The 24,089-nt window shown below is 55.8% G+C and carries 14 protein-coding genes; 8 read left to right on the forward strand and 6 right to left on the reverse strand.

Translation table 11 applies throughout. The features are described from left to right. Positions 1 to 4 precede the first annotated feature (4 nt). Entirely contained in the window at positions 5 to 391 is a 387-nt protein-coding gene (locus tag PH7735_RS06190; RefSeq protein WP_058310406.1) for a response regulator, read from the reverse strand. A 376-nt stretch (positions 392 to 767) separates the two neighbouring features. Here PH7735_RS06190 and PH7735_RS06195 point away from each other — a divergent pair, with 376 nt between their 5' ends. The 5 genes from PH7735_RS06195 (at position 768) to PH7735_RS21265 (ending at position 12,193) form a co-directional block, all read left to right on the forward strand. Next, on the forward strand, positions 768 to 2,711 hold the full coding sequence (locus tag PH7735_RS06195) for a matrixin family metalloprotease (protein ID WP_058310407.1): 1,944 nt from the start codon (positions 768 to 770) through the stop codon (positions 2,709 to 2,711). Positions 2,712 to 2,867: 156 nt separating this feature from the next. Beyond that, on the forward strand, positions 2,868 to 5,348 hold the full coding sequence (locus PH7735_RS20515; protein WP_058310408.1) for a calcium-binding protein: 2,481 nt from the start codon (positions 2,868 to 2,870) through the stop codon (positions 5,346 to 5,348). A gap of 113 nt (positions 5,349 to 5,461) precedes the next feature. Next, on the forward strand, positions 5,462 to 7,681 hold the full coding sequence (locus PH7735_RS20965; protein ID WP_058310409.1) for a calcium-binding protein: 2,220 nt from the start codon (positions 5,462 to 5,464) through the stop codon (positions 7,679 to 7,681). A gap of 162 nt (positions 7,682 to 7,843) precedes the next feature. After that, positions 7,844 to 10,414, forward strand: coding sequence for a calcium-binding protein (locus tag PH7735_RS06210; protein ID WP_058310410.1), 2,571 nt, complete (start codon positions 7,844 to 7,846; stop codon positions 10,412 to 10,414). Positions 10,415 to 10,651: 237 nt separating this feature from the next. Beyond that, positions 10,652 to 12,193 carry a BspA family leucine-rich repeat surface protein gene (locus PH7735_RS21265; RefSeq protein ID WP_503167626.1) on the forward strand — a complete coding sequence of 514 codons (1,542 nt, stop codon included), beginning with the start codon at positions 10,652 to 10,654 and terminating at the stop codon, positions 12,191 to 12,193. Positions 12,194 to 12,262: 69 nt separating this feature from the next. Here the strand turns inward: PH7735_RS21265 and PH7735_RS06220 are convergent, their stop codons facing one another. Continuing rightward, positions 12,263 to 14,413, reverse strand: coding sequence for a choice-of-anchor I family protein (locus tag PH7735_RS06220; RefSeq protein WP_058310412.1), 2,151 nt, complete (start codon positions 14,411 to 14,413; stop codon positions 12,263 to 12,265). A gap of 143 nt (positions 14,414 to 14,556) precedes the next feature. Then, entirely contained in the window at positions 14,557 to 15,027 is a 471-nt protein-coding gene (locus PH7735_RS06225; RefSeq protein WP_082645196.1) for a MaoC family dehydratase, read from the reverse strand. 323 nt (positions 15,028 to 15,350) lie between these two features. On the opposite strand from PH7735_RS06225, the gene PH7735_RS06230 reads away from it, so the two are divergent. Continuing rightward, entirely contained in the window at positions 15,351 to 16,628 is a 1,278-nt protein-coding gene (locus PH7735_RS06230; protein WP_058310413.1) for an NAD(P)/FAD-dependent oxidoreductase, read from the forward strand. Here PH7735_RS06230 and pdxR read toward each other — a convergent pair. The 3 genes from pdxR to PH7735_RS06245 all read right to left on the reverse strand — a co-directional run bounded on the left by pdxR (position 16,612) and on the right by PH7735_RS06245 (position 20,270). Beyond that, positions 16,612 to 18,057 carry a MocR-like pyridoxine biosynthesis transcription factor PdxR gene (gene pdxR / locus PH7735_RS06235; protein ID WP_058310414.1) on the reverse strand — a complete coding sequence of 482 codons (1,446 nt, stop codon included), beginning with the start codon at positions 18,055 to 18,057 and terminating at the stop codon, positions 16,612 to 16,614. The two genes, PH7735_RS06230 and pdxR, sit on opposite strands and share 17 nt — an antisense overlap. A gap of 70 nt (positions 18,058 to 18,127) precedes the next feature. After that, positions 18,128 to 18,511: a nuclear transport factor 2 family protein gene (locus tag PH7735_RS06240; protein ID WP_058310415.1), complete on the reverse strand. Its 384-nt coding sequence runs from the start codon at positions 18,509 to 18,511 to the stop codon at positions 18,128 to 18,130. An 88-nt stretch (positions 18,512 to 18,599) separates the two neighbouring features. Beyond that, on the reverse strand, positions 18,600 to 20,270 hold the full coding sequence (locus tag PH7735_RS06245; RefSeq protein WP_058310416.1) for an amidohydrolase: 1,671 nt from the start codon (positions 20,268 to 20,270) through the stop codon (positions 18,600 to 18,602). A gap of 481 nt (positions 20,271 to 20,751) precedes the next feature. On the opposite strand from PH7735_RS06245, the gene PH7735_RS06255 reads away from it, so the two are divergent. Both PH7735_RS06255 and PH7735_RS06260 read left to right on the forward strand, forming a co-directional pair. Continuing rightward, positions 20,752 to 22,935, forward strand: a complete 2,184-nt coding sequence (locus PH7735_RS06255) for a dehydrogenase E1 component subunit alpha/beta (protein WP_058310418.1) — start codon at positions 20,752 to 20,754, stop codon at positions 22,933 to 22,935. Beyond that, positions 22,932 to 23,969 (forward strand): ACP S-malonyltransferase, encoded by a 1,038-nt coding sequence (locus PH7735_RS06260; RefSeq protein ID WP_058310419.1) that lies wholly within the window; start codon positions 22,932 to 22,934, stop codon positions 23,967 to 23,969. Before PH7735_RS06255 ends, PH7735_RS06260 begins: the two co-directional genes overlap by 4 nt. Positions 23,970 to 24,089 lie beyond the last annotated feature (120 nt).

The raw sequence follows: 24,089 nt of genomic DNA on the forward strand, positions 1-24,089 counted from the left end.
CGACCTAGCTCTGCGTCGTTGCCCAGAGGTCATTGACCTGCTGGGGCAGGCTTGTTGGGTCGAAAGGTTTCTGGATCGCACCAATGGCCAGTTCTTCGATCGAGGCGCGGTAGCGTTCGGCTGTGTCCACAGAGGTGACGAAAATCGCTGGTGTATCGGCTTGGGACTCTTGTGCGCGCAGCGCTTCCAAAGTCTCAAGTCCGTTCATCCCGGGCATCATCATATCAAGCATAAAAAGATCCGCCCCGAAAGACGGAGCCGCGTCCAATGCGACCTGGCCGGACTCGCATTGCAAAAGCGTAAACCCGCCAAGGGTTTCCAGACAAATCTTGACGATTTCACGGATGTCAGGATCATCTTCGACGTGAAGGATTTTCTGTAGGTTGCTCATTGGCCAACTCCGGTAGTGCCAGTCAAATATCGTACAACCCAAACGGTCGAGATTGGTTTATTCTGACTATCTTTGGAACGAAGGTCGAGCCGGAATGCCCTTAAATGAGCATTTAGCAAGCCAAAGTGGTGGTGTAATTTGGACAAACACCCATAACATGTGAAATGTATCAAAGTGCTGCAATAATCAGAAAAATTGGCCGATATTGTAGGCATCATAGCACAAATCAACCTACATTCATAGGTTGAATGAGATCACCCTAAAGGCGATCAGGTGCGGTTTGCCAGAGTTGCCCGGAATCGCCAAACATGAAACCATTAAGTCAGTTCGGAATTGAGTTGCGATGACGGCGGTCTCATCGCGAAAGGAGGATAACATGAGTTTCAATATTACGTTTGACTATCGGTTTGACTCTACCGGTTTCTTTGACACCCAAGACGTGCGTGATGCGCTGGAACGTGCCGGCGAAATTTGGGAAGGCGTGATCCTTGACGAATTCGATGATGTCGCGCCGGGGCTGGAATTTTCGATCACGAACCCCTCAAATTCAAGCGTGCGCGAAACCGTGGTTCTGGAGACGCCCATTGATGATCTTTTGATCTTTGTGGGGGCCGAGGAATTGGGCGGTCCCTTGGGCCGTGGCGGATATTCCGCAACGGACATCGGGGGCGATCTGTTTTCAGCGCGGATCGACAATGATTTTCGTGGCACAGGGCCGGTAACCGATTTCGAACCTTGGGTCGGTGTCATGCGCTTTGACCCCACCGTGAACTGGAGCTTTTCTCTTGGCGATCCGGCCAGTGACGAGTTTGATTTCATTTCGGTCGCGCTGCATGAAATTGGCCATGTTCTGGGAATTGGAACATCAGAGATTTTTGACCAGATTGCACAAGGCGACTTTGATGGGCCCAATGCTCTGGCTGCAAATGGCGGCACGCCTGTTCCGATCGAGTCCGATCACAGCCATGTCGAAGACGGACACAGCGGCAACACGGTGCTGATGGACCCGACAACGTCACGAGGCGTAAGGACCCTGCCGTCACAGATCGACCTCGCTCTGTTGGCGGACATTGGATATCAAACCGTCGGCTTTACCGCCCAAGGGACGACCCCGCCGATTGCAACAGAAGGGGCTGACGTGACCATTTTTGGCACGGGGCTCGCTGATGTGATTGACGGGTTGGGGGGCAATGACCAGATTCAGGGCGAAGAAGGCGCAGACATCCTTTTTGGCGGCGCAGGCAACGATACCCTGTTTGGACAAATCGGGGATGACCGGCTCGAAGGGGGCACCGGCGATGATCAGCTTCAAGGCGGCGATGGGGCCGACACCATCGTTAGCACGGGCGGCGCCGACAACGTGTTTGGTGGCGATGGCATCGATGTCTTTGAATTACAGGTCGGGGGCGGCAGCATGCGTGTGTCCGATTTTGACCTTGGGACAGAAGTGATCCATTTGGTGGGCTCTCAATTTGCTTCGGAAGCAGAAGCCGTTGCAGCCATCACCAAACCGTTTAGCAATGTGTCGCGTATTACCCTTTCGGATGGATCGTTTGTCGATGTGTTCCATAGTTCGCAATCCGGATCACCCTTGACCGAAGCCAATTTGCGTCTGGGTGCGACCGCGCCCCATCAGACCCTCTATGGTCAAAGCGGCAATGACACATTGTTGGGCGGCGACGGTAATGACACGCTCTATGGGTTTGACGGAAGCGATACGTTGAACGGGAGCAGTGGCAATGACGTTATTCTTGGCGGCGCAACCAGTGATGACCGCCGCGACGTCGTGTTTGCCGGAGCGGGGGATGACTCGATTGATGGCGGATATGGCAACGACGAACTGCGTGGAGACGCCGGCAATGACACGATTGCGGGCAATTTCGGCGCAGACACCATCATCGGCGGAGCGGGCAATGATACACTGACCGGTAGCGCGTTTTCGGACATCGTTTTCGGAAGTGATGGCGATGACTTTGTGAATGGTGGCTTTGGCCATGACCGTGTGAATGGCGGAAACGGTGCTGACCGCTTTTTCCATATCGGATTGTTTGATCACGGTTCGGACTGGATTCAGGACTATAACGCCGCTGAAGGTGATCGGCTGATGTTTGGCAACACCTCTGCCACCTCGGATCAGTTTCAGGTCAACACGACACATACTTCAAGCTCTGAAGGCGAACGGTCAGGCGATGACAATGTGGAAGAAGCCTTTGTCATTTACCGACCTACCGGACAAATCATGTGGGCGCTTGTGGATGGTGCCGGAGAAAGCTCGATCAACCTGCAAATTGGAACGCAGGTGTTTGATCTATTGGCGTAATTGGGCGTTTTTTCGGGGCAATGACCAAGGCCTTTGCAGGATTTGACGTATGATCAATCTCGGTCGGGATTGATCCTAAAGTCTTTGACTAAACACGACTAACCGTTAACCTGTCGCCTAATCGCAAGAACAAAAGAGTACTGGGGAGCACTGTCTATGACATATTATACTCTGCTAGGATATCAGGTCGTCTATGACCTTGATGACAATGTAATTTCGGTAACGGACACATCGCTGTCTATTGAGATGCCGGACGGCACGCTGCCGAATTTGACCTACACATTCGAAACACCCGGAAACCCTGTTCCCAATCCGGATGACGAAGGCCTTCCACTGGTGAACCCCGACATTCCGGGCAATCTGGACGTCGAGCTTTTGACACTGGATCTCGATCTGGTGGACGAAATGTACCTCGGATATGTCGATTGGGATGGCAACACATCTTACATACTGAGCTTCTATTACGGTCCCCCCGGGATCGCAGCACAAGACTGGTATTTTGTGATCGGCGGGGATGCCTTGCCCGAGTTTACAAACAGCACCGATCCGATTGCTGAATGGAACGAGTTCGCAGAAACCGATGACCACATCACAGACGTCGGGCATGTGACAAGCGGACCCTATGCGCCCAACAGGTCGATCCCGCTGGCAAACCTGCCAGACATGGTCGCTCATACGGGGCAAATTATTGAAAGCCACGATGCCGCCGATAACGAGATCACAACAGGCGCGGGCAACGATGCGGTTGATGTGGGCGGCGGTGGCTTTGATGTCGTGCGTACCCTTGGCGGCGATGACTTTGTGATCGTAAACGGCGACCACGGCTATACCGAGGCCAGTGTTGATCTGGGAAGCGGCAACGACATCCTTGATTTTGCGGACGCTGGGCAGGGCAGCAACGGCGGCCCTTACGCGCAACTTGTTCATTTCGATCAACTGACATCCGGCATCACCGCAATTGTGAACGGCCAGCAAAACATCGGGCGGGTCGACAAGGGCGCGTCGGGTGAAACGGTCATTCTGGAAGTGACCAACGTCATGACCAGCGATGGTTTCGGCTTGTACGGCACGGCCTTTGACGACGTTATCCATGCGACATTGGTCGAAGGCGGCTTTTTCCAAGTGCGCGGCTTGGGCGGCGATGATGAACTTCATCTCACTCAGGTTGAAGGCGGGACGCTTCGTCTGGACTATCGCGGCGATGCTGCGGGTATCAACGCCAACCTTGAAACCAACGTTGTTCTGGACGGCTTTGGTGGCACTGACACCCTGATCGGGAGCGCGGACGAATTGCGCGGCTCGATGTTCAGCGACACAATTCTTGGGTCGGATGCGGACGAGCGGTTCATTCTGATGGCGGGTTCCGACACGCTGGACGGGGGCGACGGTGTTGATCTGCTGCGCTATGACCGTTCGGGTGTTGAGGCCGTCACGGTTGACCTTCAAAGCGGAACCGCATCAGGTGTTTGGCGCACCGAAAGCTTTACCCACACTATCAGTGGTATTGAAGATGTTCGCGGGTCGCGTGATGACAACGATATGCTGGCCGGTAACGGTGGCGGGAATAATCTGCGCGGGAATGGCGGGAATGACACCCTGTTAGGCCGGGCAGGCGAAGACACCTTGGAGGGTGGGCTCGGAAACGACTCTCTGGATGGGGGCGACGGGTTTGATGTTGCGGTGCTGTCAGGTGTTTTTGAAGCAGATACAACCATTACCGAAGTGTCGCCGGGCGTGATTCAAGTGGTTTCGGCGCTGGGAACAGATACGCTCACCAATATTGAAGAGATCTGGTTTGATCATGATGTTCCCTTTGTGATCAGCGACTGGTTCCCCGTCGACAACCAGCTTATTGGCACCTCTGGACCAGACAATTTGGCCGGTGGCGAGAATGCAGACACCATTGTCTCCGGCGCTGGCAATGACAACGTAAATGGCAATGGCGGCAATGACTCGATCGACGGCGGCACGGGCAATGACATCCTGCGAGGTGGCGTGGGCCATGACACGTTGATGGGCGGCGATGGCACCGACACGCTTATTGGGGGCGAAGGCAATGACTCGATCATTGGCGGAGACTCTGAAGATGACCGTCGCGACGTGGTCTATGCCGGTGACGGCAACGACAACATTGCGGGGGGCTATGGCAACGACGAATTGCGCGGCGATGCAGGCAATGACACGATTGCAGGGGGCTTTGGCGCTGACACCGTGATCGGTGGCACCGGCAATGACACGCTGACCGGCAGCGCGTGGGCGGATCAGATCTTTGGCAGCGACGGGGACGATTTCGTCAATGGCGGCTTTGGACATGATCTGTTGAACGGCGGCACCGGCGCAGACCGTTTCTTCCACATCGGGATTTTTGACCACGGTTCGGACTGGGTGCAGGATTATAATGCGGCCGATGGGGATATCCTCCACTTTGGCAACGGCAGTGCCACCGCCAGCCAGTTTCAGGTCAACACGACCCACACCGCAACGGCGGCCGGCGAACGTTCGGGCGACGATGATACCGAAGAGGCCTTTGTGATCTATCGTCCCACCGGACAGATCATGTGGGCGCTTGTCGACGGCGGCGGTCAAAGTGAGATCAACTTGCAGATTGGCTCTCAGGTGTATGATTTACTTGCATAAAGCACTTAAGGGCTGCCCGCTTCCGAGGAATTGGGCAGCCCTTTTTTTGTTGACGTAGGGTCATCTCGGGGTAAACTTTTTCTCAATTGCTTAAGGAATTGGGGGGAAGAACATTGGCGACAGGTTTAGGGGGGACTGTCTTTTACGGCCCGGAGGGGCTGGCGCAATTTGGCCGTCAGATCCGCTCGGTCGGAGATGTTAACAATGATGGCTTAGCTGATTTTGCAGTTTCGACGCTGAATGCGGGAAATGGCTATGGAAATCCGGATGACAGCGTTGATCGCGTTGGTATCACCTTTGTTATCTATGGCCGGCAGGGTGATTATGCCGCGACCACTGACTTTGCCTTTGACACAGGAACACAGCCGGACGGAGCGCTATACTCTGTCTTTCAGGGCGATATTGCGACTGGATTGCTGGGCGAAGCGCTGAATGCGGCGGGCGATATCAACGGTGATGGCATCGATGATATTATCATTGGGTCAGACCGGTATGATGGCACAAATGGTGGCGCGTTTGTTGTTTATGGTCAGCAAGGTGGCCTTGCCCCGATCCTTGAACCCGGAGATTTGACCACGGCCACCGGCGCGGCACTGACAGGTGCCAGTGGGGTTCAGTTTTCAATCATTGTTGATGGCATTGGCGACTTTAACGGGGACGGTTTTGACGACCTCTATGTCGGAAGCCAGAATGACAATATAACCTACATTTTATTCGGTGATGGCAACCCTTTACCAGCGGCTGTTGACCTGACCAGCGACCTTGCGGGTCGTGTTCATACCTTTACGAATACCGATACCCGTGGCGAGGGCATCGGGGATATCAACGGCGATGGCTTGGGTGATATTCTGATCCGTAACGGGGCCGGTAACGGGCTGACCGTAATTTTCGGAGACGCAACCCTGACCGGCGGCACAACGGATCTGGCGACCTTTGTGCCGGATGGCACCGACGGGTTTGTCATGGATTTCGGCGGCATCTGGCGCGCGACGGAAGCGGGCGATGTGAATGGCGACGGCCTCGATGATTTCATCGTGCTTGGCTATAGCAGTGCACATATCGTCTTTGGACAGACCTCGGGCTTTGCCGCGTCGTTTGATCCAACCACTTTGGATGGGACAAACGGCTTTAGCCTTGCGGGCGGTGTTTCGTTCAACATCGGCGGTGTCGGCGACATGAACGGCGATGGTATCGACGACTTCGTTTTGGCAGATCGAAACGCCAACACGGGGCGTGGTCTGACCTATGTTGTCTTTGGCCAAAGCGATCCGTTTTCGGCGAATGTCGACGTTACAACATTGGATGGCAGCAACGGTTACCGCCTGACGGGCACAGCGGATTATGACAATCTGGGCGGTGGTACGCTGTCCGATGTCAACAATGACGGCTTTGCCGATCTGATCACCGCGGCGCAACGGTATGATGTGCCAAGAGAGGGCAGCTTCCCCATCTATGATGTCGGCGCCACCTTTGTGGTTTATGGCGGACCGGGGCGACTTGCAGCGTTTGATGCACAGGATGGCGCAACAGACGGGGCACTTGATCTCACGCTCATTGGTGAGTCACTGACCTTTGACGACAGTCTGTCTGGCGTTGACCTTGTGGGCACGGTTGGCGCGGACACTCTGGAGGGCGGCGCGCGTGGTGATACGCTGGACGGCGGGGATGGCAACGATGTGTTGCGCGGCAAAGGGGGCGATGACAACCTGCTTGGCGGGGATGGTGTTGATACCCTTGTTGGCGGTGACGGCGATGACACGCTTTTGGGCGGCACCAGCGAAGACGATCTGCGCGACGTGATCTACGCGGGCGCGGGCAATGACCGAATCGACGGTGGCTATGGCAACGACGAGCTGCGCGGTGACGCGGGCAATGACACGATTGCGGGCGGCTTTGGTGCGGATACCGTGATCGGCGGCACCGGAGATGATACGCTCACCGGTTCGGCCTTTGCGGATCAGATTTTTGGCGGCGATGGCAATGATTTTGTCAACGGCGGTTTCGGGCATGACCTTTTGAACGGCGGAGCGGGCGCGGATCGTTTTTTTCACATCGGCATTGCCGACCACGGATCGGACTGGGTTCAGGATTATGACGCCACCGAAGGCGACATCCTGCAGTTCGGCATCGCCTCGGCGACCCGCAGCCAGTTCCAGATCAACACCACACATACCGCAACGGCAGCCGGAGAGCGGTCAGGCGACGATGTTACAGAAGAGGCTTTCGTGATCTATCGCCCCACTGGACAGATCATGTGGGCGCTGGTGGATGGCGCAGGGCAGTCGTCGATCAACCTGCAGATCGGCGGCGATGTGTTTGATCTGTTGGCTTGAGTAGAATTTCTCTTCTCGGGATAACAGCGTTTGCAAGGTGAAGACGGCTGCATAGCCGTCGTGCGATGACGCCTTTTGACGATTGATTTGGCCGTGAAGGCGGAAATAATTGGCGCGAGACCAAGGCAATTTTTACGTATTTCATTTTAGACGGAGTATACGATGACAAATTTCGATTTTTTTGGCCCAAATAGTCTTGTGTTTACAAATGCCTTCTTCGGCACGTCCGGGCTTGATGTTGTGTACGAAGTCACGACACCGACGAGTGTCGTTACCCGTCAGGTCGAAACGGGCCATCGCACAACCATTTCCGGAACCGGAATGTCCCTGAACAGTCAGACGGGTGCGGCGACAGGCACCGTCACGGGGATGAGTTTCGAGGATAATTCAGGCAATGTCATTGCCACGCTGACGGACTTAAACTGGCCCACCCAGTCGTTGTTCAATTCTCTCGTCGAGATCGATACAACGGGAGACTTTTCCTCCTTTGCCACACTTTTGTCGGCGGCACCGATAACCATTGATGCCTCGGATGCCGTAGAACGCTTCACGATGAGTGAGTGGTGGGACTTCATTGCGCAGATCACAAGCCGCATGAGTATCACCGGTTCGCCATTCAGCGATATCCTGTATAGCGGAGCAGGAAACGATACGATCGTGCCCGGGCAGAACTCCGACTATGACTTTATCGTTGGCTCCCGAGGCAATGATACACTTGATTTTACAGGGGCGAGCGGGAGTAGCTTTTACGAAATCAGCTACGGCTATGTGCCGGGTTTGGGCAATGCGCAACCATCCATAGCCGTTGATATCGATGTCGACCAGAATACGGGTACGGTCACGGGGCCGGGGTTCGTGGACACGCTAGTGAACATTCAGGACGCGGTGCATGATGCCTATGGGTTCTATTTGACTGGAACTGTTGGACGAGACACGTTCAACTTTAATGCCAGTGAAGGGTCTTGGTGGAACTTCCGTGGGGGTGAAGGTGTTGATACCTATACTATTCAGACCGATGTCAACGGGCGGTTGAGCTTTCATCGCGGTGTTGAGGACAATCCGTCTCAAGGTTTGGTCGTCAACATGAACACTGGTGTGGTGTCCAATGATGGGTATGGCAACCGCGAGCAGATCAATTTCCTTGGGGGCACCGGGCGTGTCGAAATCCGCGCCACCGATTTTGCAGACAGCCTTACGGGAAGTGACGCGCGCGAGAGCTTTATTGGCGAGCAAGGCAATGACACGATTGACGGAGGCGGGGGCGTTGATCGCGTCCGGTATGATCGCAGCGGCGTGGGGGCGGTTGAGGTCGACCTGGCCGCCGGTCGCGTTACCGGAACGTGGGACGGGCATAGCTTTACCGACACACTTTTGAACATCGAAAATGTCTCGGGGTCCTATTTCGCGGATACCATGATTGGCAGCAGTGGCGAAGACACGCTTTATGGATCAAGCGGCAATGACAATATCGTTGGCGGGGAAGGGCGTGACCATCTCTATGGGGGTACGGGCGATGACACGCTTGATGGATCTCAAGGTGGCGGCTATGGCGATTACATCAGCCCCTATACCGGTGCAAACACGATCATAGGCAACGCTCAGTTGTGGATGGACGGCAATGGCATCGATATCAGCTATTACAACGTCAATGGCTCTGGTGGGCTGGTGATCACACAAGGCGCGGACGGTTCGGGCACCGTGACCAGCAACGTTCTTGGGGTCGTGAACGATACCTACACCTATGGCCATGTTCTGTCGGGTACACACGATGACGATGCGTTCGTCGGGGCCGCAACGGACAGCGGGCAAATCTCGCTCTGGAATGGTCACGGTGGCAATGACACGTTCACTGGCAGTGCCGGCATTGATGGGTTGTTTTATCGTGATGATGACAGCAGGGATGGTGAAACCGGTGTTGAAATCATTTTCTCTGGTGTTGGCGCGGGCACGGCCATCGATCCGCACGGGGATACAGATAGTTTCACAGGGATCGAAGGCGCCATTGCAAGCGACTTTAACGATGTTGTGCGCGGCTCGTCGGCGGATGAACGGTTCGTCGGAGAAGCGGGCAACGACCTTCTTGTGGGCAATGGTGGACGCGACACCCTCGAAGGGGGGGATGGCAACGATACCTTGAATGGCGGTGATGGCGATGACGAAATCATTGGCGGCACCAGCGAAGACGATATTCGCGATGTGGTGTATGCTGGTGCAGGCAATGACGACATTGACGGCGGCTATGGCAACGACGAGTTGCGGGGCGACGCAGGCAACGACACGATTGCGGGCGGTTTTGGCGCGGATACCGTGATTGGTGGCGCCGGAAATGACACCCTCACCGGATCGGCCTTTGCGGACCAGATGTTCGGCAGCGACGGTGACGATTTTGTGAACGGTGGCTTTGGGCATGACCTTTTGAACGGTGGCGCGGGTGCGGATCGCTTTTATCACATCGGCATTGCCGACCACGGATCGGACTGGGTGCAGGACTACAACGCCACCGAGGGCGACATCCTTCAGTTTGGCATCGCCTCAGCAACCCGCAGCCAGTTCCAGATCAACACCACACACACCGCTACCGCAGCCGGAGAGCGGTCCGGCGACGATGCCACGGAAGAGGCTTTCGTCATCTACCGCCCGACGGGCCAGATCATGTGGGCATTGGTGGACGGTGGTGGTCAGTCGTCGATCAACCTTCAGATTGGCGGCGATGTGTTTGACCTGCTCGCCTGACGCGCGCTTTGTTATTTTGAACGTCTGCACACCCGGCACTGCCCCAAGGCAAGGTCGGGTGTCGGCGTTTTATAGCCGTCCGGAAATGCGCGCATAGGGAATATCGTTGAACAACGCACAACCCTAGGGGATGGTGGGTGTAGTGGTTTTACCGCGAATCTCGGGAAGTGTTAGGTGGGCCTGCCTCTGATGCGCCCGAGCCCTGCCCAAGAATATGAATACAGGATTGAACTGCAAATGATTCCCGCACCAAGCACCTCTTTAGATGGCTACTTCTACGTCTTTGAATACTATCCTCATCTACCGATTCCGAGTGAAATTATTTATTGGGACACAAGTTCTGTAACTGATATGGATCGCACATTCGGTGCTCCGACCGGTTTCTCTAATCAAATGAACTGGGATATCGGAAATTGGGATACCAGTAGCGTCCTTACTATGAATAGCACGTTTGACCGCGCAACTGTGTTTAACCAGGATATTGGGAATTGGGACACCAGTAGTGTGGTCTCATTCACTAATACATTCCACGAAGCCTTTTCCTTTAATCAGGATATTGGCGACTGGGATGTTAGCAGTGTGGTCTATATTAGTGCTATGTTCTTCAAGGCCTCTTCCTTTAACCAGGATATTGGGAATTGGGACACTAGTAGTGTGGTCTCATTCAGTAGTATGTTCTACGGGGCCTCTTCCTTTGATCAGGATATTGGCGACTGGGATGTTAGCAGTGCGCGAAATATGAATAGCATGTTTGAGTCTGCCTCTTCCTTTGATCAAAGCCTTGAGGATTGGGACATCTCTTCATTGACCCGTGCAAGTTCTATGTTTAACGAATCTGGAATGAGTATGGAGAATTTTGACGCTACTCTATCTGGGTGGTCGACTTTAGACCCGTCAGAGACACGCATTCCAACAGATATCACCCTTGGAGCACGTGGTGTCGTTTATTCAAACGTTGAAGCATTTGACACTCTTCAAAACGCCTATGACTGGAGTATTGAGGGTGCTCGCTACTATTTAGACGGAACAAATGAAGATGACGTTCTGGATGGATCGCAAGAGGTTTCAGGTGCAACTTCAAACGGATACCTTGGCGACGATTATATCATCGGTAGTAATTTCGCAGATCGTCTTCTTGGCCATGAAGGTTCTGATACGATTTTAGGAGGCCTGGGGCCTGACGTTTTGGTTGGTGGTGAAGGAGATGATTTCCTTTACGGGAACCAAGTCGTCGAAGGGGTTGAAGCGGATCTCGCCGACCGGATTTACGCAGGCGGTGGCAATGATCTCGCGCGCGGCGGCTATGGCAATGACGAGCTGCGCGGCGATGCGGGCCACGATACGTTGGTGGGCGAGCAAGGCTCGGACAGCCTCTATGGCGGCACTGGCGACGACGTGTTGACCGGCGCGGCGCTGTCCGACCTGATTTTTGGCGGCGACGGGGATGACTTCCTGAACGGCGGTTTCGGCTATGATCGCCTGAACGGCGGCACCGGTGCAGATCGGTTCTTTCACAGCGGCGACACGGGCCACGGCACCGACTGGGTGCGGGATTATGCTGCGACAGAAGGCGACGTGCTGCACTGTGGCGGGTCAGCCACAGCCGACGACTTCCGCGTCCGCTTGGCCAGCACAGACGGCGCAGGCGCCGGCGACACCGCCGAAGCTTTTGTCATCCACCAGCCCACCGGCCAGATCCTCTGGGCCTTGGTCGATGGTGGGGGGCAGTCTTCGATCAATCTACAGATTGGCGGCGAGGTCTTTGATCTGCTCGCCTGATGGAGAAACGGCGCGAAATGAAAAACGGCCCCGCAAAGTGCAGGGCCGTTCTTTTGGTCTGATGCGGTGTTATGCCAAGAGGTCGAAGCTTTCGCCAGTTGCGGCGATTGTCATGTTCAACTCGGTCACGTTTGAACCGTCAACAAGCGCAAACAGAACCTGACCTGTTGGGGCATAGGTCACAAAGGCCTCGTCAACGCCTGCATCGCCAGCACCATCAACCGATGCCATCTGGACGATGAAGTCGTCAGAAGTTGCGATGCCGCCACCGAAGACAAGGCTGTCTTCAACAGAGAAATCCGCAACCCAGTCTGTGCCGTGACCTTCGTCGCCTGCGTGATAGAAGCGGTCGGCGCCAGCCCCACCAATCAACTGGTCAAAACCGTAGCCGCCATTCAGCAGGTCATCCCCGTCGTTGCCATACAGAATGTCAGCGTTGCTGCCGCCAGACACGGTGTCATCGCCATTTTGGCCAGCGATCATGTCGTTTCCGGCATCACCTGTCAGCTGGTCGTCGCCGTCCATGCCATAGATCAGGTCATCACCTTCGCCACCAGTTGCGGTGTCATTGCCCGCTCCGGCAAAGATCACGTCGTCTCCGTCGGCAGCACTTGTTCCGCCAACCAGAAGGTCATCTCCGTCGTTGCCGTTCAAGGTATCCGCACCGTCACCACCGTTCAGCTGGTCGCCTGCGCTGGTGCCTGTCAGACGGTCATCCGCGTCCGTGCCGGACAGGTCCAGCGCTTCTTCCAGATCATAGACCGCAGTGTTGCCGTCGCCTTCGTAAGCGATCAGGATCTGTGCGTTGCCTGAAGTGCTTTCTTCTGCTGGAATAAAGGCGATTGTTTCGGGGCTGATGTTGCCTTGAAGCGAGCCATCGATGTAGTTGACATAGGTCGGGTTTGCCGGATCGGTGGCATCCAGAACAACCACGCCGCTGTCACGCTCGAGGCCGACAAACAGCAATGTACGGCCATTGACTTCGCCCACGGCAACCGCCTCAGGCTCGACGCCCTTGTCGTCAGAGCGGTCGTCAAAGTCGCCATCATCGTGGTTGAACAGCTCGGGACGGATTTGCGCGATCAAACGCGAGAACATCGAGCCGCTTTCGAAAACGATGTCGCCTGCGTCGTTATAGATGGTGAAGCTGCGGCCACCATAGACATACAGCATGTCATAATCGCCGTCGCCATCGATGTCGCCAAGGTCCGTGCGCACCTTCAGGCGGCCAAGAACGTCGTCTTCCTGCAGGGCCTCTGCATCGGGGAAGATGGTTGGGTCCAGATCCAGATCCTTGATGCGGCCTTCTGTGGCGTCGCGCGCGTCGCCTTCGTTGGCGGTCACGAAATAGGTGTTTCCGTCCACTTCGAAAGAGGTGATCGCGTCGGGCTGGCGCATGCCATAGACGTTGTCATAGTTGACCATGTTGATGGCATCGTCACGGTTTGAGGCGTCAATCTCGAAACCTTCGAGGCTGCGGTCGATCAGGCCCAGACCCATGATATCGGTCACGGTGTTTGTGCTCAGGTCCAGAATGGCAACGGCGTTGGCTTCCTGCAAGGTGACCCATGCGGTGGTGCCGTCGGGCGAAACCGAAATGTACTCAGGCTCAAGATCCTGGCTGACGCTGCGGCCCGGCTCGATCAGAACACCCTGTGCGCGCAACGCGTCTTCCTGACCGTCAAACGCGGTGAAATCAAGAATGGTGGCTTCGTTGCCGATCACGCCATTGGACAGGTCAAAGATGCTGATGGTGCCAATCGGGTCGCCGTTATCGGTTTGCTCGCCTTCGCCAGCAACCAGAATAGTGTTTCCATCAGGTGTGAACGTCACCATGTCGGGCAAATTGCCGACTTCGAAAGTGCCAAGATACGTGCCTTCGTCCGTGAACAGCGCGATCACGCCATTGGTCGGGGCAAGTACACCGTCCTGAACCGAGTCTTCGATCGAAACGGCCGCAGCAATAATGCCGTTTCCAACGGCAACAGATTGAACGCCATCGAACCCTTCGATCCCGCCGAGGTCCAGCGTGTTGATCAGGGTTTGTGTGGCAACATCAAACACGTCGATGCGGTCTTGGGCACCGTTAGTGACATAGGCAATGCCGTTTTCGGTGCTAACAACTTCGGAACCGCCTGTGAACAGTTCGGTTTCGCCGCTCTGCAGCTGGCCTACTGCCGAAATGCCAATGCTGGTGTCGGGTGTGAAAATAGTGGTCATGGAACATCCTGCCTCTGGGAAATGGGTCTGAGGCAGCGGCTAACAATCCGATGTATCGGAAAGATAACGGACAGGTGTCGAATTTGTAACGGTGCAGCCCGCGATCTGCGACGTGTAGACGCCGCAGCAGCCTTCGATGTCTTTTAGCTTTGCGAACGGGGGAAAATGCCCTTGCTGACAAAGCTCATGACCGGCTCGTCCTTCTGGTTGTTGACGGTGACTTTGTTCACGACAAATCCGATGGTCGGACGGCTTTTCGAAGGCAACAGATCCATGACTTCCATTTGGACGCTCAAGATATCACCGGGAAAGACAGGCTTAAGCCAGCGCAATTCATCAAGCCCCGGAGACCCGAGACCCCGGCCGGTTTTGTCCATGTTTTCGACAAGCATTGCCATCGTCATCGAGCAGGTGTGCCAGCCACTTGCACAGAGCCCGCCGAACAAAGATTGTTTTGCGGCTTCTTCATCGAGATGGAAAAACTGTGCGTCGTATTTTGATGCAAACTCGATGATCTCTTCTTTGGTCACCTCATATGCGCCAAAGTTCTGTATCTGGCCGATCTCGAAGCTTTCAAAAGGAATAAACGGGGGCTGTTTGGCGGCGCTTGTCATGAAAGGGGTCCTGATAAAATTGAGGCTAACACCAGACTGAAGTGTCGAACGGCCCGTGAGCAACGGAAAACGGTTGTAACCTTGCGTTACCAACGGGGCAAAGCCACGCCAGTTTGCAGCACGACTCATTCCGCAATGACACAGAAGGTAGGCGTGCTGGGCAGGTGCCGTGACGTGCGCCCGCATCATGAATCTGTGACGAAAAATTGGCCAAATTGATTTGTCAGAACGGGAACATTTCACGTTGCATCAAATCTGTATTTACAGTTTCCCAACAAGGCGCGAAAACAATGCCAGAGATTGACCGTCAGGGGTAAGTAAATATGACCGAAGATCTGGACAAAAGCCTTTGGTATCATAGCTGTGCAGAGAGTGTGACCGCGCCGTCCCTGATGGGGGAGGTCGTGGCGGATCTTGCAATCATCGGCGGTGGATTTACGGGATTGTCTGCAGCCCTTCATGCGGCAGAGGCCGGAGCATCGGTGTGCCTGATCGAGGCGCATACCTTTGGCGCCGGAGGGTCCGGGCGCAACGTGGGTTTGGCCAATGCCGGACTTTGGTTGCCACCCGAGGATATCAACAGCCATTTGGGCGCGCGTGTCGGTAGCCGCCTTTCGGGGCTTTTGGCCAACGGGCCAAATATGGTTTTTGACTTGATCAACAAGCACCAGATCGCGTGCGAGCCCGTGCGGAACGGTACGCTGCATTGCGCCCATGCGCCCTCGGGTATGAAGGATCTGAAACGTCGCCATGCCCAGATGACGGCCATCGGGGCGCCGGTGACGTTGCTGGATCGTGATGCGGCTGTCGCACGCGTTGGATCGGATCAGGTTCACGGGGCCTTGTTCGACCCGCGTGCGGGGACCATCCAACCGCTGGCCTATGCCAAGGGACTTGCGCGGACCGCTCTAGCGCAGGGGGCCAATCTGTTTGAAAACACGCCGGCAACCTCTCTCGCACGCGAGGGCGACCGCTGGATCATCGAAACACCACAGGGGCGGATTTCTGCACCTGCGATGATCGTGGCCACGGGGGGCTACACCCGAAAGATGGCCGGACTGGACACACCGAAGGTGGTGCCGGTGCATTATTTCCAATCGGCCACCGCGCCATTGTCCGAAGAACAACGCAGCAAGATTCTTCCGGGTCTCGAGGGATGCTGGGATACGGCTTTGGTGATGTCATCCTGGCGTCTTGATCAGGCGGGCCGTCTGATTATCGGCGCTATGGGCGAGTTGGGCCACATTGGCAGTTTTGTCCATCAAGGCTGGCTGCAACGTAAATTGGTGCGGATGTTTCCAGAGCTTGCGGATGTGTCGCTTGAGCATACGTGGCACGGACGGATCGCCATGACAGTCGAGCATTTGCCCAAAATTCTGCAACCGGACCCGTCGGCGATGGTGTGCTTTGGGTACTCTGGCCGGGGCATCGCACCGGGCACCTTGTTCGGAAAACACATGGCTGAGGCATTGCTCACAGGGGGCACAGATGGATTGCCGGTTCCCCCCGTCACATCACATTCCCTGCCTTTTGCGGGTCTTCGCGGAGGATACTACGAAACGGGCGCGACGTTGATGCATTTGGTCAAAGATCAGCTTTAACTGCGTCATGGCCATTGGCCGAATGGCTTGCCCTTTGAAAGCAGGTTAGCAACGCATCCAGTGCGGGGCCTGTTTCTTCTTCGGAAAAGGCGCAATACCCAAGGATCAAACCGTTGTGGTGGCTCGCGTTCTGGCAGAGGCGGGACAGGGCCTGCGCGTGCAGACCCGCGCGATTCATTTCTTTTGCGATATCAATGTCTTTGAGGCCTTCATGCAGGTGGAACACAACCTGCATTCCTGCTTGGTGATCAGCGCAATATCCCCATTCGCCAAAGTCACGCGCAAGCCGGTCCAAAAGGTATTTGCGCCGGTCTCCATAGAGGCGGCGGACTCGGCGAATGTGACGATAGAATTCGCCTGCGAAAATGAAATCGGCAAGGGCCTGTTGGGGCATCAGGCTGGCTTTTACGCCGAACCCTTGCAACGTAGCGGCAAATTGTTCGGTCAACCCTTTGGGCACAATCAGATAGCCAAGACGCAACGCGTTCGAGAACACTTTGGAGAAACTGCCGACATAAATCGTTCTGCGCAGTTGGTCGAACCCTGCCATTGCGGGGATGGGGCGCCCCGCATATCTGAATTCGCTGTCGTAATCGTCCTCAATGATCCAGGCATTGGTGCGGTCTGCCCAATTCAGGAATTCAAGCCGCCTGTTGGGGCTCATGGCGCCGCCCAAGGGATACTGATGGGACGGGGTCAACACCACCAGCTCTGGCGGTGTGTCCGGTGCGGGCAATTCTGCGCCGTCCCCGGTTACATTCAGAAAAGTCGGGGACAACCCTTGCGAGGCGACAAACCTGCGCAAGGGAGAATATCCGGGGTCCTCAAGCCCAACCAATGCGCCAGCGCTAGCCAAAGTGCGCATGCAGATTTCCAAAGCATCCACCGCGCCCGCAGTGACGATAATCTGGTCTGACTCTGCTTTGATGCCGCGCCATTCGGCAACATGGTCTGAAATCGCCCTGCGCAGGTCGGGGTTCCCAAAGGGGCTGGTGTTAATCAACATGGATTGTGGATTTGTCCGGCAAACACGGGCAACAGATCTGGCCCATTGCCGATGGGGAAACAAACGCATGTCGGGCAAGCTGGCTGCAAAGGGACGTGGTTTGGGCGCGAGCGGTGCGTCTTGCGAGGGAGATTTCGGGTTTTGGGGGCGTGGAAGCTCGACATCCCCAAGCGCGCAGATGGTATAGCCTGCGCCTTGAACGCTGCTGAGATACCCCTCGGCAACAAGTTGTTCATAGGCGGTCACAACCGTGGAGCGCGATACGCCAAGGTCCACGGCAAACCCTCTGGTTGGCGGCAGTTTGGTGCCCGCTGTCAGGTCGCCAGCATGGGCTTTGTCACGAATGGCCCGACAAATCTGTTCGAAAACAGGTGTCTTTGCCCCGCGGTCGATGGAAAAGGCCAGCCACGGCGTGAGGGTCATTTTGGTTTGCTCCTTTGGTCCATTTCTGAACGCTAGGAGAAAACCAATTCAGGCGCAATTCGCAGCGGGGTCAAAACATTCCGTTTTCATGCGCGCTTGTCTCTGGCAGTTCCTGAAGCACATCCCAATGCTCGACCACCTTGCCGTTTTCATCAAGGCGAAAGATATCGATCCCCGCGTATTCAAGACCATCGGGCCAGATCTGGTGGCAATGCAAAATCACATGATCCCCTTCCGCAAACGCCCGTTTGACCTCAACCCGTTTGCCGGGATATTCGGCGGACATTTTTTCGAAATACTCGATAAACCCGATCTTGCCGTTGGCTACATGCGGGTTGTGCTGGATATAGTCATCCCCCACGAACGCGGTGATCGCCTTGCGTGGTTCGCAAGCGTTGAACATCATTTCGTAAAACGCGATGACGTTTTTCTTGTTCTGTTCCAAATCAGGCATGTGAAAATCTCGCTATGAAGGAAAGTTGCACCAACCTAGGGTCGAATGCCGGTCGAGGCTACGTTTACTTTTGGGGTAAGGCTTCGGCTTATGCGCTGAAGGTTTCTTCCCCGTCGCATAGGGTCAGCACCGCTTTGGCGTTTGCGAGGTCTTCGGTCGGTAGGTCGAACAGGTTTTTGTCCATGACCGCAATATCGGCGAGGTATCCGGATTTCAGAACGCCTTTTTGGTTTTCTGCAAATTCGACCCAGGCATTGTCACGCGTATAAGAGGCAAGGGTGTCCATCAGGCTTTGGCGGTTGTCCTGCCACGGGGCAGGCAGGTCCTTGCCATGTACCGCACCGGCCACCGACACCATGACATCAATGGGAACGATCGGCCAATCCGTGGAAAAACACACCCGTGCGCCGCTGGCGCGCAGGGCACGCCAAGCAAAGGCTTGTCCGATCTGCGCAGATGTCAGGATGTCCCCCGGTGCATAGGCTTCGAAAATCCCACCTGTCGGCGAATGCAGGGGTTGCACAGACGCGACCGCGCCCAATTGTGCAACGCGCGGCAGGTCGGCGGGATCTATGACCTCGATATGTTCAACGCGGTGGCGGCTGTCGCGCGCCCCATTGGCGTTTCGGGCCGCTTCGTACCCATCCAGAACACGCCGCACGGCGCCGTCGCCAATGGCATGCACGCTGATCTGCAACCCCATTGCATCGGCACGAATACAGGCCTCGTTAAAGTGGTCGGCGTCAAACACGGCGTCGCCCGATGTTGCCGGATTGCCGGGATAGGGGGACAGCATGAACGCGGTATAGCTGTCCAAAACCCCGTCCATGAACATCTTGACCCGACCGGAATACACCTTGTCGCTGTTGAAGCGGTCGCGCATTTCCACGGCTTCCTGCAAGCGGTCCAGCGAGTCATAGTTCTTCAAGTGCATAGGCATCTGAACACGGATGGGCAGGCGGTTTTCGGCTTCGAGTTCTGCCAGCAACTCGAGTTGGTAAAAATTACCGTCCATATTGTGCAGGCCCGTGATCCCATAAGAAGCACAATGGGTGAGGCCGCGCAGAATGATCTCTTTGTCGTGGGCACGTTCCTCGGGTGTGGCCGCCGGTTCCGGCTCTGCTCCCGTCACATATCCAAGCAGATCACGCCCTCCAAGGGCAGACAGTTTCAGAACCGGCCCAAAGGCTCCGGTCTCGTTGAGCTGCCCTGTGGCCGTGCCGTCCGGCCCCATGACAATTTCGCTGCCCTCAGGCACAGGACCGCCATGCAGAATACCCGCCTTTTCAAGGGCCGCCGTATTGGCAAACACGGTGTGGTGGTCCGACGTCATGAGCGCCAGCGGGCGATTTGGCATGATGGTGTCCAGATCGTGACGCGTCGCCTTTGTGCCGGGGGCGATGATGTCATAGTGGGCCGCAACCCCCATGATCAACGGATCGTCAGGCCGCCCGGCCGCATAGCCCAGAACCGCATCTTTCAACCGGTCCAACCCACGCAGGCCCATCAGGTCAAGCATGTCCAACTCGGCCGAACCCGCAAACAGATGCACGTGGCTGTCGATAAATCCGGGCAGAACGGTGCTGCCTTGGGCATCAATCACGCGGGTTGTCGGACCAACCAAGCCTTGAATGTCGGTATCGCTGCCAACTGCGGTGATCTTGCGACCGGAAATTGCAAGGGCCTGTGCCGTTGGACGTGTGGGATCAAAGGTGCAAAGCGCACCATTGAGAATGACAATATCGGCGGTTTGGGACACGGGGTATGACTTTCTGAATCTCAAAGACAGGTTTGACGAAGGCTTTGCCGCATATGAACGCGATTTTTCATAAACTTCCAGTGCGTTTTGCCACAGCTACCTCAGAGAAGGTGACCTTCGCAAACAGGCTTTGAACGGGATTTCTCATGGCGTCTTGTCCGCAAAAACATGGCCCGCTCCCAAGGCTGTTTGACAATTTGTTTTGCGCAAACCCGAGCGTCTCAAAGGCCAGATCAGAGGATTGATGCAAGGCGCGCATAATTTCGGTTGCCACAACCAAAACGCTTGTCTAACGCTTACGTAACCGGCCTGGACACGCGGTCAAATCCGCCTGTCCGACGGAGGTTGAATTGGAACTGTTTTGAATTGGCATCCCGTGGCACCATACCTGTCATTTTTGAATGTCACGTCAAAAGACGTGTTCCTTTTGGGCAACTTACCGCGCCGGCGCATATCTTTTACCATTTGTTAGAGGCAAAACATGGACCGTGCAGACGTTGTCGATAAGGCATTCCGTGAAAGGGTCAAATCAGGGGATTTTCCGTCAGGTGATCCGGCATCGGGGCCTCTGACTGCGCATGACGCGATGGCGATTTATCGCGCCCAATGCCTTAGCCGAAATCTGGACCGCCGGTCGCGGAAAATGCAGTCGGAAGGACAGGGGTACTATACCATCGGATCTTCCGGGCACGAAGGCATGGCAGCGGTGGCCGCAGCGCTGCGTCCGGATGATATGGCCTTTCTGCATTATCGAGATGGCGCGTTTCAGTGTATGCGCTCGGCGCAGGTGCCCGGCACAACGCCAGTCTGGGATATGTTGCTCAGCTTTGCGACGTCGACCGAAGATCCGCTTTCGGGCGGTCGCCATAAAGTGTTGGGATCAAAGGCGTTGAACATCCCGCCCCAGACATCGACCATCGCAAGCCATTTGCCCAAAGCGGTTGGGGCGGCCTATTCGGTGGGCCTTGCTCTGCGCCATCGTCCGGAGCATCAGGTGATGCAGGATGACAGCATTGTCATGTGTTCCTTTGGCGATGCCTCGTCCAACCATTCAACGGCACAAGGGGCCATCAATTCGGCCTGCTGGACGGCCTATCAGTCAGTGCCGCTGCCATTGCTGTTTGTGTGCGAAGACAACGGTATCGGTATTTCGACGCGCACCCCCAAAGGGTGGGTTGCAGCCAATTATGCGCAAAAGCCCGGATTGAAATATTTCCACGCCAATGGACTGGATCTCTATGACACCTATCGTGTGGCACAAGAGGCCGCCGACTATGTGCGCAAGCGCAAGAAGCCCGCGTTTTTGCATGTGTCTCTGGTGCGCCTTTACGGGCATGCCGGATCGGATCTGCAACAGGCCTATCTCAAGAAGGACATTTTCGAAACGTGGGAGGCCGACGACCCCTTGCTGCATTCTGCGCGGCTTTTGAACGAGGCGGGGGTTCTCGCCCCAGAAGAAGCGCTCGCCATCTATCAAGAGATCGAAGACCAGTGCACACGCGTTGCCGCAGAGGTCATCACCCGACCACGTCTTGAAACCGCAGAACAGGTCATGGCTTCGGTTATTCCGCCGGAACGCCCCTGTGCCACGACAAACGGGCCCTCGGAAGAAGAACGCGCAGCCTCTTTTGCAGGAGACCTCAAACAGCACCAAAATCCGCAACCCATGTCGCGTTTGCTGAACTGGGCGTTGACCGATCTGATGCTCGAATATCCCGAGGTGGTCATGATGGGCGAAGACGTCGGACGCAAGGGCGGCGTTTACGGCGTGACACAAAAACTGATTGATCGCTTTGGTGCCGACCGGATGATTGATACCTTGCTGGACGAACAGTCCATCCTTGGATTGGCCATCGGCATGGGCCACAACGGATTTGTGCCGATGCCGGAAATTCAGTTTCTGGCCTATCTTCACAACGCCGAGGACCAATTGCGAGGTGAGGCGGCAACATTGTCGTTCTTTTCAAATGGCCAATTCACGAACCCGATGGTGCTGCGAATTGCCGGTCTTGGCTATCAAAAAGGGTTTGGCGGACATTTCCACAACGACAATTCCCTTGCGGTTTTGCGTGACATCCCCGGTATCGTGATTGCCTGTCCCTCGCGCGGAGATGACGCCGCCATGATGATGCGGGAATGTGTGCGCCTTGCCAGAGAAGAACAGCGCGTTGTTGTGATGGTCGAGCCAATCGCGCTTTATCCGACGCGCGATCTTCTGGAAGACAAGGACGGGGGATGGATGGCGACCTATCCGGCGCCTGACCGACGGATCGCGCTGGGCGAGGTAGGCGTGAAGGGACAAGGCCCGCTTGCGATCCTGACCTATGGGAACGGGCGGTATTTGTCGACACAGGCGGCGGCCGATCTGGCCCGGGAAGGGATTGAAACGCGCGTGATCGATATGCGTTGGTTGGCGCCCTTGCCGGAAGACGGCATTTTGGCAGCCCTAGAAGGCGCCGAAAAGGTTTTGGTTGTGGACGAATGCCGAACCACAGGCAGCCAATCCGAAGCATTGATGGCTTTGCTGCATGAGAAAACGGATGTGCCCCATGCCCGGCTTGCGGCAGAGGACAGCTTTATCGCTACCGGACCCGCCTACGCCGCAACGATGCCATCGCGCGACAGTATTGCCAAGGCCGCCAAACACCTTTGGAGCGCGTCATGAAACAAACCGCAGTTGTGATCGCACCGGGACGCGGCACCTATAATCGGGAAGAACTGGGATATCTTGCGCGTCATCATGGTGATCAGGCCGCGTTGATCCGGCAATTCGACACCATCCGCCAGCAGGCAGGGCAGGATCATGTGTCAGACCTTGATGCGGCGGCGCGATACTCGGCGGCAAAACATCAACGGGGTGACAATGCCTCGGGGCTGATCTTTGCCTGCGCCTATGCCGATTTCCGTGCGATTGATCGGGATCGGTTCGATATCGTCGCGGTCACTGGAAATTCAATGGGCTGGTATACGGCGCTGACCTGTGCAGGTGCGTTGTCACCCGAAGACGGGTTCAAGGTTGCCAACACCATGGGCACCTTGATGCAAGAGCACATGATTGGCGGGCAGCTTATATATCCATTTGTGGACGAGAACTGGTGCGCAATTCCGGGTGCACGTGCCACGATTGAAGCCAAGATGTCTGATATCAACCACCGAAGCGGCCATGTTTTAGGACTGTCGATTGATTTGGGGGGCATGCTGGTCTTGGCCGGAAACGAAGCGGGACTTGCTGCGTTCGAGGCTGAAATGCCCAAACTGCAATCGCGTTATCCCATGCGTTTGCCGGGCCATGCCGGTTTTCATACCGCGCTTCAGCAACCTGTGTCCCAACAAGGGTTGGCGCGTCTCGGGGTGGACCTGTTCAGCAACCCAGACATAACACTGGTGGATGGGCGGGGTGCTATCTGGCCAGCGGGGGCGACCCATAAACCTGCATTGCACAGCTATACTTTGGATACGCAAGTGGTTGCGCCCTATGATCTTTCTGCGGCCATTCGTGTGACGGCGCGGGATTTCATGCCGGATGTCTTTATCATTCTTGGGCCGGGAAACACATTGGGCGGGGCCGTGGCCCAGAGCCTGATCGCGGCGCACTGGCGCGGCCTTGAAAACAAATCCGACTCCAAAGCGGTGCAACAGAACTCACCACGGATTTTGGCGATGGGGACGCCGGATCAGCGCGCACGCGTCGTGCGCTGATCAAAGAGTGTGAGAGGTGTTTGTCCGGTGCCGATGCGGATTGTGCTGTGGAACGTTTCGGTGAACAAAACAGCAAATTCTTGATTTTATTGCGATACACGGCAACAATCGGACCATTCA

The sequence above is a fragment of the Shimia thalassica genome (assembly GCF_001458215.1).
GTDB classification, from domain to species: Bacteria; Pseudomonadota; Alphaproteobacteria; order Rhodobacterales; family Rhodobacteraceae; genus Shimia; species Shimia thalassica.

Bases quoted from the DNA above. Each gene is read 5' to 3' on its own strand.
- PH7735_RS06190 (WP_058310406.1), bottom strand. From the start codon at position 391: ATGAGCAACCTACAGAAAATCCTTCACGTCGAAGATGATCCTGACATC.
- PH7735_RS06195 (WP_058310407.1), top strand. From the start codon at position 768: ATGAGTTTCAATATTACGTTTGACTATCGGTTTGACTCTACCGGTTTC.
- PH7735_RS20515 (WP_058310408.1), top strand. From the start codon at position 2,868: ATGACATATTATACTCTGCTAGGATATCAGGTCGTCTATGACCTTGAT.
- PH7735_RS06210 (WP_058310410.1), top strand. From the start codon at position 7,844: ATGACAAATTTCGATTTTTTTGGCCCAAATAGTCTTGTGTTTACAAAT.
- PH7735_RS21265 (WP_503167626.1), top strand. From the start codon at position 10,652: ATGATTCCCGCACCAAGCACCTCTTTAGATGGCTACTTCTACGTCTTT.
- PH7735_RS06220 (WP_058310412.1), bottom strand. From the start codon at position 14,413: ATGACCACTATTTTCACACCCGACACCAGCATTGGCATTTCGGCAGTA.
- PH7735_RS06225 (WP_082645196.1), bottom strand. From the start codon at position 15,027: ATGACAAGCGCCGCCAAACAGCCCCCGTTTATTCCTTTTGAAAGCTTC.
- PH7735_RS06230 (WP_058310413.1), top strand. From the start codon at position 15,351: ATGACCGAAGATCTGGACAAAAGCCTTTGGTATCATAGCTGTGCAGAG.
- pdxR (WP_058310414.1), bottom strand. From the start codon at position 18,057: ATGACCCTCACGCCGTGGCTGGCCTTTTCCATCGACCGCGGGGCAAAG.
- PH7735_RS06240 (WP_058310415.1), bottom strand. From the start codon at position 18,511: ATGCCTGATTTGGAACAGAACAAGAAAAACGTCATCGCGTTTTACGAA.
- PH7735_RS06255 (WP_058310418.1), top strand. From the start codon at position 20,752: ATGGACCGTGCAGACGTTGTCGATAAGGCATTCCGTGAAAGGGTCAAA.
- PH7735_RS06260 (WP_058310419.1), top strand. From the start codon at position 22,932: ATGAAACAAACCGCAGTTGTGATCGCACCGGGACGCGGCACCTATAAT.